Annotated in this window: 13 protein-coding genes; all 13 read left to right on the forward strand. The window is 45.4% G+C overall.

The features are described 5' to 3' along the window. The first annotated feature begins 83 nt into the window (after positions 1 to 83). Positions 84 to 773 (forward strand): response regulator transcription factor, encoded by a 690-nt coding sequence (locus ACLTOQ_RS06585; protein WP_039959333.1) that lies wholly within the window; start codon positions 84 to 86, stop codon positions 771 to 773. Next, a complete protein-coding gene (locus ACLTOQ_RS06590; protein ID WP_412319112.1) occupies positions 770 to 1,801 on the forward strand; it encodes a sensor histidine kinase in 1,032 nt (343 codons plus the stop codon). Before ACLTOQ_RS06585 ends, ACLTOQ_RS06590 begins: the two co-directional genes overlap by 4 nt. A 128-nt stretch (positions 1,802 to 1,929) precedes the next feature. Beyond that, positions 1,930 to 2,190, forward strand: coding sequence for a hypothetical protein (locus tag ACLTOQ_RS06595; protein WP_412319113.1), 261 nt, complete (start codon positions 1,930 to 1,932; stop codon positions 2,188 to 2,190). A gap of 101 nt (positions 2,191 to 2,291) precedes the next feature. Further along, on the forward strand, positions 2,292 to 4,712 hold the full coding sequence (locus tag ACLTOQ_RS06600; RefSeq protein WP_412319114.1) for an ABC transporter permease: 2,421 nt from the start codon (positions 2,292 to 2,294) through the stop codon (positions 4,710 to 4,712). A gap of 121 nt (positions 4,713 to 4,833) precedes the next feature. Then, positions 4,834 to 5,499: an ABC transporter ATP-binding protein gene (locus ACLTOQ_RS06605; RefSeq protein WP_003501940.1), complete on the forward strand. Its 666-nt coding sequence runs from the start codon at positions 4,834 to 4,836 to the stop codon at positions 5,497 to 5,499. A gap of 14 nt (positions 5,500 to 5,513) precedes the next feature. Next, positions 5,514 to 7,898, forward strand: a complete 2,385-nt coding sequence (locus ACLTOQ_RS06610; protein WP_412319115.1) for an ABC transporter permease — start codon at positions 5,514 to 5,516, stop codon at positions 7,896 to 7,898. Positions 7,899 to 7,975: 77 nt separating this feature from the next. Then, on the forward strand, positions 7,976 to 10,360 hold the full coding sequence (locus tag ACLTOQ_RS06615; protein WP_412319116.1) for an ABC transporter permease: 2,385 nt from the start codon (positions 7,976 to 7,978) through the stop codon (positions 10,358 to 10,360). Positions 10,361 to 10,492: 132 nt separating this feature from the next. Next, the gene (locus tag ACLTOQ_RS06620; protein WP_412319117.1) at positions 10,493 to 10,816 is read left to right on the forward strand and encodes a PadR family transcriptional regulator; all 324 of its coding nucleotides are present in this window, start codon (positions 10,493 to 10,495) and stop codon (positions 10,814 to 10,816) included. Then, positions 10,813 to 11,400: a DUF2812 domain-containing protein gene (locus tag ACLTOQ_RS06625; RefSeq protein ID WP_412319118.1), complete on the forward strand. Its 588-nt coding sequence runs from the start codon at positions 10,813 to 10,815 to the stop codon at positions 11,398 to 11,400. Before ACLTOQ_RS06620 ends, ACLTOQ_RS06625 begins: the two co-directional genes overlap by 4 nt. Positions 11,401 to 11,412: 12 nt before the next feature. Then, entirely contained in the window at positions 11,413 to 11,832 is a 420-nt protein-coding gene (locus ACLTOQ_RS06630) for a nuclear transport factor 2 family protein (protein WP_101879436.1), read from the forward strand. Positions 11,833 to 11,857: 25 nt separating this feature from the next. Continuing rightward, positions 11,858 to 12,034 (forward strand): hypothetical protein, encoded by a 177-nt coding sequence (locus tag ACLTOQ_RS06635; RefSeq protein ID WP_002578900.1) that lies wholly within the window; start codon positions 11,858 to 11,860, stop codon positions 12,032 to 12,034. A 121-nt stretch (positions 12,035 to 12,155) separates the two neighbouring features. Continuing rightward, positions 12,156 to 12,572 (forward strand): DUF523 domain-containing protein, encoded by a 417-nt coding sequence (locus ACLTOQ_RS06640; protein ID WP_077138745.1) that lies wholly within the window; start codon positions 12,156 to 12,158, stop codon positions 12,570 to 12,572. Between the two features lie 136 nt (positions 12,573 to 12,708). Continuing rightward, positions 12,709 to 13,282, forward strand: a 574-nt coding sequence (locus ACLTOQ_RS06645) for a response regulator transcription factor (protein ID WP_412319119.1), incomplete at its 3' end; no start/stop codon positions are given.

The following is a 13,282-nucleotide window of genomic DNA, read 5'->3' on the forward strand; positions in this document are numbered from 1 at the left end:
AAAATATCTGATTAGGACATTTCTGTAACATTTTGTGTTTATCCTATCAGTATAGTTGAAAAATAAGGAAGGAAGTGAATGTCTTGAAGAAGATTCTAATTGTAGAGGACGATCAGCTTTTGAATCGGACATTGGCATACAATCTGACCTCTGATGGATATGAGGTTATTTCTGTTTTTAATTTTGACAGCGCGGTAAGAAAGCTGCGGGAAAATGAATTTGATGTGGCACTGTTGGATATTAACCTCCCCGATGGCAGCGGACTGGATCTGTGTGAAGAAATCCGGAATCGCGGTCAGCATACCTATATCATCTTTATCACAGCCAATGATAAGGAGAGCGATATGCTCAAGGGATATGAAGTCGGCGGTGCGGATTATGTGACCAAACCATTTTCTGTGACGGTGCTTTGCAAAAAAGTAGCGGCGGTTTTTGCAAATCTGGAACTGCGGACACCCCGGCATGATCTGTTTGATGATGGCTTTCTGAAAATCGACTTTTCCGAACAAAGTGCGTCCCTTGCCGGAGAATCCCTGGACTTTACACCGAAGGAATACCGCACCCTGTTCCTGTTCGTAAAGAACCCCCGGATTATTCTGACCAAGCGGCAGATTTTAGAGAAGCTGTGGGACATTGATGGGGACTTTGTGGATGAGCATACGCTGACGACGATCATCAGCCGTATCCGCAAAAAAATCGAAACAGACGAGAGGAAATATATTAAGACAGCTTATGGAATGGGCTATCAGTGGATCGGCGGTGAGCCTCGATGAAGCTGCAAAATTTATCTGTCAGGGCATTTTTGAGAAAAATTGTGGCGGGGACTCTGCTCACTGCCGCTTTGCTGCTGTTGATTTTTTTCCTGTTGACGAAAGATGTGCGTGTTGTCATCTGCGGCATTATTTTGACAGCTGCATTTTACATTTGGGGCATGGTTTTTCTGCACTATTTTCAAAAGAAACTTTCTCTGTTCACGGATGGTTTGTGCCAGACCTTGGATCACATGATGGACAGTACAGACCGGCCCCAGGTAGACTATGAAGCGGAAACACTGCTGTCCCGGATCAGCCACCGTTTGGAACGGCTCTATAATGTGATGCAGAAAACCAGACATACGGCGGAGGTGGAAAAGGAAGAACTGCAATCCCTGGTATCGGATATTTCCCACCAGACCAAAACCCCCATCGCAAATTTGAAGTTGATCAACGATACGATGCTGACAAGGCCATTGACAGAAGAAAAGCGCAAGGAGTTTTTGCAGGCCACAGGCACGCAGCTGGATAAATTGGATTTTCTCATTCAGGGAATGGTGAAAACTTCCCGTCTGGAAACGGGTGTCATTACGCTGGAGAAACAGGATGCTGCGATCGGGGATACGCTGGTGAGCGCCATCAATGGTGTTCTGGCTCCGATGGAGCAAAAAGAGATCAGCCTGTCTGTGGACTGCCCATCTGATCTGACAATATCCCATGACAGCCGCTGGACTTCCGAAGCATTGTTTAACATTCTGGATAATGCGGTAAAGTACACCTCTGCCGGTGGCAGCATTCAGGTGAGGGTACGGGATTGGGAAATGTATTTGAGGATAGATGTGACGGATACAGGCAGAGGCATCCCGGAGCATTCTCAGGGAACGATCTTCAAACGCTTCTATCGGGATGAAGCGGTGCATGATATAGATGGGGTCGGAATCGGCTTATACCTTGCCCGTGAGATCATTACCATGCAGGGCGGCTATATTACTGTCGAGTCTAAAGTTGGGGAAGGATCAACTTTTTCCGTGTTCCTGCCCATAAAATAATTCTGAGGCAGTCTGTTTTGGCAGGCTGCCTTTTTTGAAAAATTTTTAGAGGACAATGGATTTTAGGACAATTCTGCAACATTTGGGATTTATGCTGACAGCAACATCATGAATTTGGAGGTGGCCTTATGGAAATCACAAAGACATTACTTATCAATGCCGCTTGCTTGTTGATCCCGCCGGTTGTTGTTGTGCTGCTGCTCCGGCACTTTTTTCCAAGAAAAATCCGATGGTCGGCTGGAGTGGTAGCTCTGGTAGATCTGGTGATCTTCTGGACAGATATTTTTTATTATGAGAGCGTTTGGCTGACGCTGTTTTTTGTTGTAATTCAGTTAGCAATGGTTTTTCTTATATCTATCTGGCTTTATAAAAGAGACACACGAAAATGAATTGTCCTAAAATTGAAGCAATTCACCCTTAAACTGTTGAGCCTTTGGGATATTTCTGCAACATTTGGGGGTTAAGATGACAGAGAAAGGAGTGGATGACTATGACATTACCATTTGAAAATGATACTAGCCGGATTGTCAAAAAGTATGCCAAGCACAGTATCAGTCAAAGCCGGGTTAAAACATTTTTATCTGTTTTGACCATCGCGTTGGCAGTTGCCTTGCTGTCTGGCTTTGCTTTGTCTGTGATTGGGATGGAAACCGAAGCAAAACGAGAATTGCTTGTGTCAAGTCAGATGTTATATCACAATCTGAACGATGAACAGATGCAGGCCCTGCGGCATGATGAAAGAATTTCGGATTCAAAGATATATATGCAGGCGGCCAATACGCAGATTGAAAACTATCTGGTGATTCCTGTTTATATCGAGCAAAATAACAGCCAAATCGTTATGGATGAAATTGTGGAAGGACAGTATCCCATGGACCTTTATGATGTAGCTGTGGATAAGGCATATTTGGAGCAACTGGGGCTTCCGGTGGAGTTGGGGGCAACAATCACAATCCCGTTTTATGATGGAAATACGGAAAACTTTACTGTGGTAGGCCTTACAGACAGTGGTTCCACAGAACGGGTCTACTCCCTTTTCTGTTCCAAACAATATACGGAAGCGGGAAGCCAATTCCAGCATTCTGTAACAGCACTGGCTGTTCAATTTGCTCATGCGGATGAAATGTCCAAGCAGGCATTTGAGGCCATGACCAAGCAGATTGAAGCTGACTATGGTATTCCAGCGCAAAATTCTGATCCGAACGATGGTTTTCTTTCCTCTCTGGAGCCGAATTGGGAAGATATTCAGATTGTTATGATCTTTTCTTTTGCTGTACTTTTTGTTAGTTATTTGGTGATTTACAGTATTTTCTATATTTATGTGCATAATCAGGTGCGGGAATTTGGGCAGTTGCGTACAATGGGAACAACTGCAAAACAGATTAAGAAAATTCTTCGGGTACAAGGTAGGATTTTCTGTATTTATGGTACAGCTTTGGGGCTGGTAATCGGTGGGATTGCAGCCTTTCTGTTCAAGCCAAACGGATGGAGCTGGGGTAATACCGCAATAACCAGTATTGTAATTTTCCTTCTTGTCTATGGCATGGTATGGCTGGCTATGAGCAAGCCTGCAAAAATTGCAGGCAGCATTTCACCGATTGAGGCAGCAAAAAACACCGGATATGAGAGTTTTCCTGCTGTTTCAAAGAAACTGCATCGGAAAATCACCCCTTTTTCACTGGCTATTATGGGAAGTTCTCGTAACCGGAAAAAGTGGATTGTAACTGTTCTTTCGTTAGGTATTGCAGGAATCATGTTTATGGGCGGAACAACACTCCTTTCTTCTCTGGATATGGAGCGCCTTGCAAGACATGGGCTTTTAGAATATGGAGAATTTGAAGTTGAGCTTTCCCGAAATGCGATCAAGAATGACCCGCATGGACAAACTGGAGTCCAGTTAAAGAATCCTTTGAATGAAGATTTGATACAGACCATTGCGCAGATGGAGGGTGTTGCAGAAGTTTCGGAATATAAAACATTAGAGGCAAAATTTGAATACAACGGAGTGACTAAAAAAGAAAATATTACCCCATTCACACCAGATCAGCAGGCCCTCTTGGAAAAATATTTGGTGACTGGCACGGCTGATTATTCAACTATGTCTGAAAGTCATGAGATTCTGGTGCTGCGAAATGAATATGCAGACTACATCTACGACTGGACATTTCATGTTGGAGATACGGTGAAGTTCCGCTGGTTTGATGGGATACGGGAGCAGGAGACAGAGTTTAGAATTGCTGGAGAAATCAGCGATGGTATCTTTGAAGATGATGGTGGAGGTAAAATTTTTGGAAAAACAGGATTTTTCCTATTGCCAGAAGAACTAATGAATCAAATGATGCCATCTGGCTTTAACTTCAACAGTCAGTTGCTGGTTCGTATGGATGACCTTTCACAAGAGCCAGCCCTTCGGGAAACTATGAATGATCTGCTTGATACCACACCAATGGTAACAATGGAATCTCTCTATGACTACTATCAAGACAGCGAGGCTATGTATCAACGCACCAGCCTTGTGATATGGGGGCTGTGTGGATTTATCATGCTGTTTGCAGTTATCAATCTGGTAAATACACTGATTGCTACGACACTCTCCCGCAAACACGAATTTTCTGTTCTTCGCTCTGTTGGTATGGCCAAAAAGCAGTTAAGGCAGACAGTGCAGTGTGAAGGCATCTTGCTGGCTTTTTGGAACATTTGTATCACTGCCCTGATTGGAACTGCGGTCGGTTATGGGATTATTCGTTATCTGAATTATGTTGGCGACGATACTTGGGTGTGGCATTTCCCGGCAGTACATTTTGCTGGATATATGATAGTGGCAATTTTGCTTCCTGTTTTAATTGCTGCAGCTCTGATCCATCTTTTGGAGAAAAAGTCTATTGTGCAGCAGTTGAGAGAGATAGATTAAGCAATTAGAATTGTCCTAAAATTGAAGCAATTCACCATAGATTTTCATACCCTTTAGGACAATTCTGCAACATTTGCCCTTTACCCTATACTCAACAAATTAAGAAAGGCAGGTAACTGTTATGAAAATTTTGCAGACAACTGATCTTAAAAAATACTACGGCACAGAGCCGAACATTACCCGCGCCCTGGATGGCGTGAACTTCTCTGTGGAGGAAGGCGAATTTGTGGCGGTGGTCGGCACTTCCGGCTCCGGTAAGTCCACCCTGCTTCACATGATGGGCGGCTTGGATACACCCACTTCCGGCAGCGTGATGGTGCGGGATAAGGAGCTGGCGAAGATGAACGACGAGCAGCTTACTATCTTCCGCCGCCGCAATATCGGCTTTATTTTCCAGAACTACAATCTGGTGCCGATCCTGAATGTTCATGAGAACATCGTTTTGCCCGTGGAACTGGATGGGGATACGGTGGATCAGAAATTCATGGCGGATGTGGTGTCCATGCTGGGACTGGAGGATAAGCTGAAGAATATGCCAAACAACCTCTCCGGTGGCCAGCAGCAGCGTGTGGCTATCGCCCGCGCGCTGGTGTCAAAGCCTGCTATTGTCCTGGCTGATGAACCCACCGGAAACCTGGACAGCAGGACCAGCGCCGATGTGCTGGGGCTTTTGCAGAGAACAAGCCGTGAATTTAACCAGACGCTGGTGATGATCACACATAATGATGCCATTGCCCAGCTTGCAGACCGTATCGTGCGGATTGAGGATGGCAAAATCGTTGGATAAAGGAGGTGGCAGACATGACATTGCCTTTTGAAAATGATACAGGGCCGGTTATTAAAAAATTGGCGTCACGAAGTATTCAGACAGATAAGCGGCGCAACCTGTTTGTGATCGTAACGATTGCTCTGGCAGCCGCTTTGATGGCAGCGATTTTTTGTGCAGGAGCGGGAAGTGACAGAAAACTGGAGGCGGACATTCGGGGACAGTATCAGGCGGTTGTGGTGAATTGTGACCGTGATACGATTGAAAGACTGAAAGACTGCCCGGAAGTGGAACGCTGGGGCCTTTCCCAGAATTACGGTTCTGCCCGCTATGGTGACAGCGTTCTGACTGTGGAGTATGCGGATGCCAACTGGATGGAATTGGGTAAGAAGCCTTCCTTTACTGGGACACTTCCGCAGGCTGCCAATGAAATTCTGGTAGAACGGGCATTTCTTGATTATTTTGAAATCCCCGCAGAAGTCGGGCAGACCATAGAAGTGAATCTTGGAAACGGAAAGCAGACCTATACCGTCAGCGGTATCATGGATGTGGAGAATGACTCCCGTATGTTCCAGCTTTATGTATCTGAAGCATTTGTGGAGGAGATGGCGCAGGGAGAGCCGCTGTTTGAATTTCGGCTTCGTTATGCTGGTGCTGATAGTATGGAGCTGGAGCAGCTCAAGGCGGATATTGCAGCATTCCTTTCTGCCAACGATGTCTCAGAGGATCAGATTTTTTACAGTTCCAACTATTTCGATATGCAGGGCTTTAAGTCCGGCGTGATGAAATATTACATTCCCGTGGCAATCCTTTTGCTGGTTGCCTGTGCCGTGGTCATTTACAGTATCTTTTTCATTTCCGTAAAGGGCAAAATGCGGGAATATGGACGCCTGAAAGTGATTGGCACAACACCAAAACAGATTCGGCGGATCGTGCGGCGGGAGGGATTGCTGTTATCTCTTTGCGGTATCCCGCTGGGGCTTTTGGTTGGAGGAGCCATCGGGTTTGCCATTTTCCCGGCACATTGGAGCTGGATGGGCAATCTGCCCTATCTGGCTGCGACCGCAGCAGCCTGCGCCCTGACGGTATTTCTGTCCATTCATGCGCCTGTCCGAATGGCGGCGAGGGTATCCCCCATCGAAGCGGTCCGCTCCAGTGGTTATGAAACGGCAACAGACCGGAAGGATCAGAAAAACCACCGCATTACGCCGTTCTCCATGGCACAGATGAACTTTAGGCGGAGCAGGAAAAAGACGGTCATCACTCTGGTATCTTTGGGATTGACGGGTGTGTTTCTGGTAACAGCCGCTACGGTACTTAACTCCATCAGTCCCGAAAAGATGGCGATAGAAGCTATGGGAGATCACTGTAACTATGAGGTCAGCTGGATGGATTCGGGAGGCGCGGAAGGATTGCCTGCCATCGCACGGGAAAATCCATTGACAGAAGAACTTCGTCAGGAGCTTCTTGCCATAGATGGTGTGGAATCTATCACCAGCCATGAAGTGACATCCGTAACGGTGAAACTCCCTCAGGAAAGTGTTGCATTAAAGTTCCCTGTATTTGACAGAGAGCAGATGGAACAGTGGCTGCCGGAGGAAAATCTGGAACAGGGCAGCGCAGATTATGAGGAGCTTGCCGCGAACAACGGTGTGGTCGTGACTGATTCGGAAGATCATCTTTTAAGTATGTTTTATGGCTATACGCCTGCTGTCGGGGATGTGCTGACCTTTGAATCCATGGACGGTAAGACCATAGAAGTAACGGTCATGGGGATTGCGAAACCGTCAGTGACATCGGGCACCGGCGCATGGGGCCTGTTTACCCTTACAGAAGAACTGGCCGATCAGCTCTACCCGGACATTGAGAACAGAGAGGCTGTTTGGAATGTCCATACATCGGAGGACTCGGATGCGCTCAGGGCGTCTATTTTCAGCCTGCTGGAAAATCCGGTGCTGACGGTCTTTTCCAGAGCAGACCATGCGGCATCCCTGGAATCGCAGCTAAAGATGATGACCCGCGGTGTTTATCTGCTGCTGGCATTCCTGTTTGTGTTCTCCATGGTAAATCTGGTCAACACCCTGATGACCAATCTGCTGGCAAGGCAGCAGGAGCTTGGGATTTTGCAGTCTGTGGGAATGACCGGAAAGCAGGTTTCCCGTATGCTGATTGCAGAATGCCTGTGGTACGCAGGGGTTACGGTATTTTTGTCGGTTGGCATTGGCGGAATCCTGGGCTGGATTTTTGACTATGTGATCAGCAGTTTTAATATTTTTGGGGAATTGTCCTATCAATTCCCTTTGATGGAAACGGTTGTTTTTGTTCTGGCACTTTTGGTCGTGACCGGAATCTTCTCTGTGGTTGCTGTCCGTTACTCTAAACGGCTTTCCCTTGTAGAGCGGATCAAGACCATGGACTAACCAGAGGCGGCGGCTTCCGATGTGAAGTCGCCGCTTTGCTGACAGCAGAAATATAAGACTTAAAGGAGATGATCAAAATGACAGTACCATTTGAGAATGATACAGGAAATATTGTCAGGAAACTGGCAAGAAAAAGTTTGAAAAGTGAGAAGCGTCGGAATCTCATGGTGGTGATCGCCGTTGCGCTGGCATCCTGTCTGATCTGTTTTTCGATTGTGATGGCTTTGTCTACCCGGCAGATAGAGAAAAATCATGTGGAGGATACCTATGAGGCGGTCTACACGAAAATTACCGAGGAAGATGTGTCCTCCCTGAAGGGGCTGGATGACTTCTCGAGGGTAGGAGAGTATTATATGCTGGCTGTGGAACCTGCGGAGCAGGGATACAATGCCTCCTATATTTATTGTGATGAGGAAACGATGTATATTGCCCGTGACCAGATGAAGCTTTTGGAAGGCCGCCTGCCACAAAAAGAGGATGAAGTGGTGGTGAGCCGTTATTTCCTTTCCAATTACGGTGCAGACGCCGGGATTGGTGAAAAGGTTATGTTAAGCAGCGAGAGCTTTCACGGAGAATACACGGTGACTGGCATTATGGAAGGCTATAAGGAAAAAGAGGTAAATGGCACATCCATCCTTCTTTCCAAAGAAGCCCTGAAAGGATGGAGCGGCTACGACCCCGCTGATTATCGTGCCTATGTGCATTTTAAGAATGAGCAGCAGATGGATGAAACAGAATTGACTGCCCGTAGCCGGGAGATTGCCAAGGAATATCAGCTGGAAATGCCGGTCATGAACCTCAGCTATATGAAATTCTATAAGCAGCCGGTGAATGTCAGTATGCTTGCGCTGGTTGCCGGAATCGCAGTCCTGGTCATCATCGGAGGGTATGTTGTGATACAAAGTATCTTCCGAATCTCTATCAATGACAAAATTCAAAGCTATGGACAGCTGCGGACCATCGGCACAACACCAAAGCAGATCCGCCGTATTGTCAAAAAGGAAGGCCGTTTCTTAGGAGGGGCTGGTATCGGAATCGGTATTTTGCTGGGATGTGCAGCCGGGTTTGCGCTGTTTCCCCGTGGGTTTAATCTGCTATTTTATGCAGCCGCGATTGTTTTGACTGCACTGCTTGGCTGGTTTATGGTATCCATTGCGATCCGCAGACCGGTAAAGATTGCCGCCGGTATCTCCCCGATTGAAGCGGTCCGCTTTACCGGCAGTCAGAGCGGAAAGTCCCACGCGCATAAGAAGAATATGCGGTTAAATCCCTTCTCCATGGGAATTGCAAATTTCAGGCGTGACTGCAAAAAGACCATCAGTATCGTGGCTTCCCTGAGTCTGGGCGGGATAATCCTTTTGGTGACAGCCTCTATTCTTTTGGTTCGTTCGCCGGAGCGGATTGCAAGACAGTATTTCCCGGATGGGGATTATAAAATCTATATGAACTCTGAAAAAACAGAATATGAGGTAATGTCGGAGGGAAATCCTTTGAATGAAGCGCTTCGGCAGGAGGTGCTGGCTGTGGACGGCGTGACAGATGTGATCGAGAATCGTCAGGCGGTTCATGTGCGGTTTGAGAATGAGGAAAGTTCTTCCGGCGGAATGTGCGATCTGTTGAGTGACCGAAACAAGGATAAGATGGAAGCGGCGCTTGTGTCCGGAACTTTACCTCAAGATTCCCATAGTATTGCACTTGATATGGAGTATGCAGAAGATATGATCGGTGTAGATGTGGGGTCAGTTATCAAACTTTCCATAGGGGCTCAAGAGATTCCTGTCACTGTTTCCGGTCTGTTCCTAAACGACGGGCTTAAAAATGGTCATGGTCCTCTGGCATTGGACAGCACCTGCATGGTTGCAACCAAAGAGCTGTTTCAGGAAGCAATGCCCATGATCGATTGCTTTGATTATTCTTGGAGCATTGTCAGTGATCCCCAAAAGGCAGAGCAGATTGAAAACAGTCTGAGCGCGATCATTTCTTCTGATCCCGACCTTGCACTGGACACCATTGGGATACATAAGGATTATGAGGAAATGGAAAACCGGGTCGTTTTTGGAGGGCTTCAGGCACTGTCCTGGCTGGTATTCCTCTTTGGCGTGGTCAATCTCATCAACACCACCCTCTCCAATCAGATGTCCAGAAAGAGGGAAAACAGCGTCTTTCGCGCCATCGGTCTGACCAGAAAACAGCTTTGTCAAATGACCATCTATGAGGGAATTTGCTATGCGTTTTCTGCTGCGCTGGCAACCCTGGCAGTCGGCCTCCCGATTGCAGTAATAGCTGCCCGAAAATTCAGCGAAATGACTTTCTTTGGAGCGATCATGCCCTATTCCTTCCCCTTCCTGCAAATGGGGCTGTTCGTTCTGGTGCTGTTTGGCCTGGAGGTGATTCTGTCCTTCTGGACAATGCGCAGGCAGAAAAATCAATCGCTTGTGGAAGAAATGCGAGCGATGGAATAAGCATATAGGATCGGCGGGGCGGCGTGTGCTGCCCCGCTTTTTAAGTTTGCTGTTATATTTTGGATCGTTATTGACTTCTATTACGGTTAGTGATATATTTATTACAGTAACCGTAATAAGGAGGCAGGTGTTATGCGAGACAATGCGAAAGGTGGTGCGCTCACAGAGGTGACATTCTTTATTTTGCTCTCCCTTTATACCCCGAAACATGGATATGTTGTCATGCAATTTATTGAAGATAGTACAAAAGGGCGGCTCACGCTGGGGGCAGGTACTTTATATGGTGCGTTGAACTCGTTGCAGGAAAAAGGCTGGATTGCACCTTTTGGAGATAGTGCGGGACGGAAAAAAGAATATCTCATTACAACACAAGGAAAAGAAATTGCAGAAAAGGAACTGATAAGGCTCAATGAACTTGTAGGCGTAGCTAATGAAATTATTGGAGGTGCAGTATGAGCAAAAAGTATTATCGTTTCTTTGGCGGTTTGTTGACTGCCCAGGAACATTGGCTGAATAAAATGTCTGAAAAGGGCTATCGTCTGATTCGGGCGGAAAAAATGTTGTATGAATTTGAGGCGTGTAAACCGGATCAGGTAAAATACTGCGTGGAGTTTATCGGGCAAAAATCGAAGGCCAACGCATCCGATTATCATGAGTTTTTAGAGGGGATGGGTTACAAAGTATTTTATAAAAACATCAACCTGAACTACTCTGTTGGTAAAGTACGCCTACGGCCATGGGCTGAAAAAGGCGGACGCATAGCAACAAATGCCACCACCTTTAATCGGGAACTGTTGATCGTAGAAAAAGATAATGACGGTAAGCCGTTTGAACTTCATACTTCTTATGAGGACAAGGAAAACTATTACAGAAATCTGCGAAATCCGTGGTTGCTGATATTGCTCATGTTCGCAATATTTGCGTTTGCAAAATGTTCGGTAGTTTTTGGTGTGCTTGCCCTGGTTTCTCTGATTCCTGTTCTCGTATATCAAACCCAGGTTATGCAGAACAAACGCGAAGGTAAGACAAAAGAATGGTGAGGTGTTTATATCATGAATGAACGAGAAAAAACAATCCGATTATGGTTTGATATGTGGCTCAATCAGCAGGATATGGGGATTGATGATATTTTTACAGAAGATGTGATCTATACAGAAAGCTGGAGTCCCCAGTATAACAACCGAAAAACAGTAAAGCATTGGTTTCAGGAATGGAATACCCGTGGCAAGGTGGTTATTTGGGAAATCAAGCAATTTTTTCATAAGGGAGATCAAACGATTGTGGAGTGGTATTTCAAAAATGAAATGAACAATGGAAGTATAGAGGAATTTGATGGAATCTCGCTGGTTGAATGGACAGAGGATAATAGAATAAAGGCGTTAAAAGAATTTGGGTGTAATCGCAATACCTATAATCCATACCAGGAAGGCGGTACTCCTCAATTCAAAGCAGAAAAAGCGAATTGGTTTTGAATTGAGTGCTTATGGAGGTAAAAATATGATGTATCGGACAGAATTAGTAGAAGGAATTACCGTGGAAAATGTAACAGAGAAAATCAATGCAAAAATAGAAGAAATGGAAAAGGAAAGCTATCGACTTGTTACGATGTCTTTTTGGGGAACCGAAAGAGCTGTACTGGTTTTCAAAAAAGGGTTAAAGGGTAGTTTGCTTTAACACATAGTTTGCTTTTGAACTGTCGTCTATGGTGCGTTGACAGACTGGTAATCTCGACTATTCGTTAAAGGACTTTATTGTGGACTGTTCGAGCAAGCCATTGGGCTTTGAGGTGACAAATATGAAAGTATTGGTTAGTGCTTGTATTATGGGAGAGAACTGTAAATATAATGGGAAAAACAACAAAAATTCAGCAGCTATCCATTTTTTAAAAGATAAAGAAGTGATTTCTATCTGCCCGGAAGTATTAGCAGGAATGGAAACTCCCAGACCCTGCGCAGAAATTGTGAATGGGAGAGTAGTTGATGAAAACGGAAATGATGTTAGTTTAGAATATAATAAGGCAGTGGCAGTTGCATTATCGAAAATTCAGAATGAAGAGATTGATTTAGTTATATTACAATCCAGAAGCCCTACCTGTGGTGTTAATCAGATATATGATGGTAGCTTCACTGGAAAGTTAGTTTCTGGAATGGGTTTGTTTGCAAAGGCATTAAAACAAAAAGGATATCATGTCATTGATGTTGAAGAAATATAAGTTTACCATTTTTCATTTGTTGAGGGATAAGGTTCCTAACGCATTAAGGCTGCATTTTTATATTCGCCTGATGCAAATGTCAATGGGAGCATGAGCGACTATATCATAGAATATTATTTTTTTCACGGAGGCTGATATGAAAGAAAAAATATTGATAATAGAAGATGCTCCGTTGATACGGAATGAATTGAAAACGCTGCTGCAAAGCAATGGCTATGAAGCGGCGGCTCCGGAAGGTTTTTCTGATGTGATTGATCGGATCAAAGCCGAACAGCCACACTTGATTTTGCTGGACATCAAGCTACCGGGAACCAGTGGCTTTTCTCTCTGCACCGAGGTTCGCACATTTTCCGAGGTGCCGATCATTTTTGTGACAAGCTGCAACACGGATATGGATGAACTGAATAGCATCATGCTGGGCGGAGATGCTTTTATTACGAAACCCTATAACACAGCGATCCTGCTTGCGAAGATAGCATCTCTGCTGAAAAAAGCCTATCCCACGCAGCAAAGGGAACAGATCGTCTATGGAGATGCAGTGCTGCATCTGGAATCCAGCAGCCTGGACTATAACGGACATAGCGTAGAGCTTACCAAGAACGAATTAAAAATTCTCTATTACCTGTTCAAGAACGGAGGGAAAATCTGTTCTCGTGGAGATATGATTGAGTATTTGTGGGACAATCAGCTATATGTGGATGACAATGCTT

Origin of the sequence: Gallintestinimicrobium sp., from assembly GCF_046968865.1 — a bacterium.
Taxonomy (GTDB): domain Bacteria; phylum Bacillota; class Clostridia; order Lachnospirales; family Lachnospiraceae; genus Gallintestinimicrobium; species Gallintestinimicrobium propionicum.

Bases quoted from the DNA above. Each gene is read 5' to 3' on its own strand.
- ACLTOQ_RS06640 (WP_077138745.1), top strand. From the start codon at position 12,156: ATGAAAGTATTGGTTAGTGCTTGTATTATGGGAGAGAACTGTAAATAT.
- ACLTOQ_RS06615 (WP_412319116.1), top strand. From the start codon at position 7,976: ATGACAGTACCATTTGAGAATGATACAGGAAATATTGTCAGGAAACTG.
- ACLTOQ_RS06600 (WP_412319114.1), top strand. From the start codon at position 2,292: ATGACATTACCATTTGAAAATGATACTAGCCGGATTGTCAAAAAGTAT.
- ACLTOQ_RS06625 (WP_412319118.1), top strand. From the start codon at position 10,813: ATGAGCAAAAAGTATTATCGTTTCTTTGGCGGTTTGTTGACTGCCCAG.
- ACLTOQ_RS06595 (WP_412319113.1), top strand. From the start codon at position 1,930: ATGGAAATCACAAAGACATTACTTATCAATGCCGCTTGCTTGTTGATC.
- ACLTOQ_RS06605 (WP_003501940.1), top strand. From the start codon at position 4,834: ATGAAAATTTTGCAGACAACTGATCTTAAAAAATACTACGGCACAGAG.
- ACLTOQ_RS06590 (WP_412319112.1), top strand. From the start codon at position 770: ATGAAGCTGCAAAATTTATCTGTCAGGGCATTTTTGAGAAAAATTGTG.
- ACLTOQ_RS06620 (WP_412319117.1), top strand. From the start codon at position 10,493: ATGCGAGACAATGCGAAAGGTGGTGCGCTCACAGAGGTGACATTCTTT.
- ACLTOQ_RS06610 (WP_412319115.1), top strand. From the start codon at position 5,514: ATGACATTGCCTTTTGAAAATGATACAGGGCCGGTTATTAAAAAATTG.
- ACLTOQ_RS06630 (WP_101879436.1), top strand. From the start codon at position 11,413: ATGAATGAACGAGAAAAAACAATCCGATTATGGTTTGATATGTGGCTC.
- ACLTOQ_RS06635 (WP_002578900.1), top strand. From the start codon at position 11,858: ATGATGTATCGGACAGAATTAGTAGAAGGAATTACCGTGGAAAATGTA.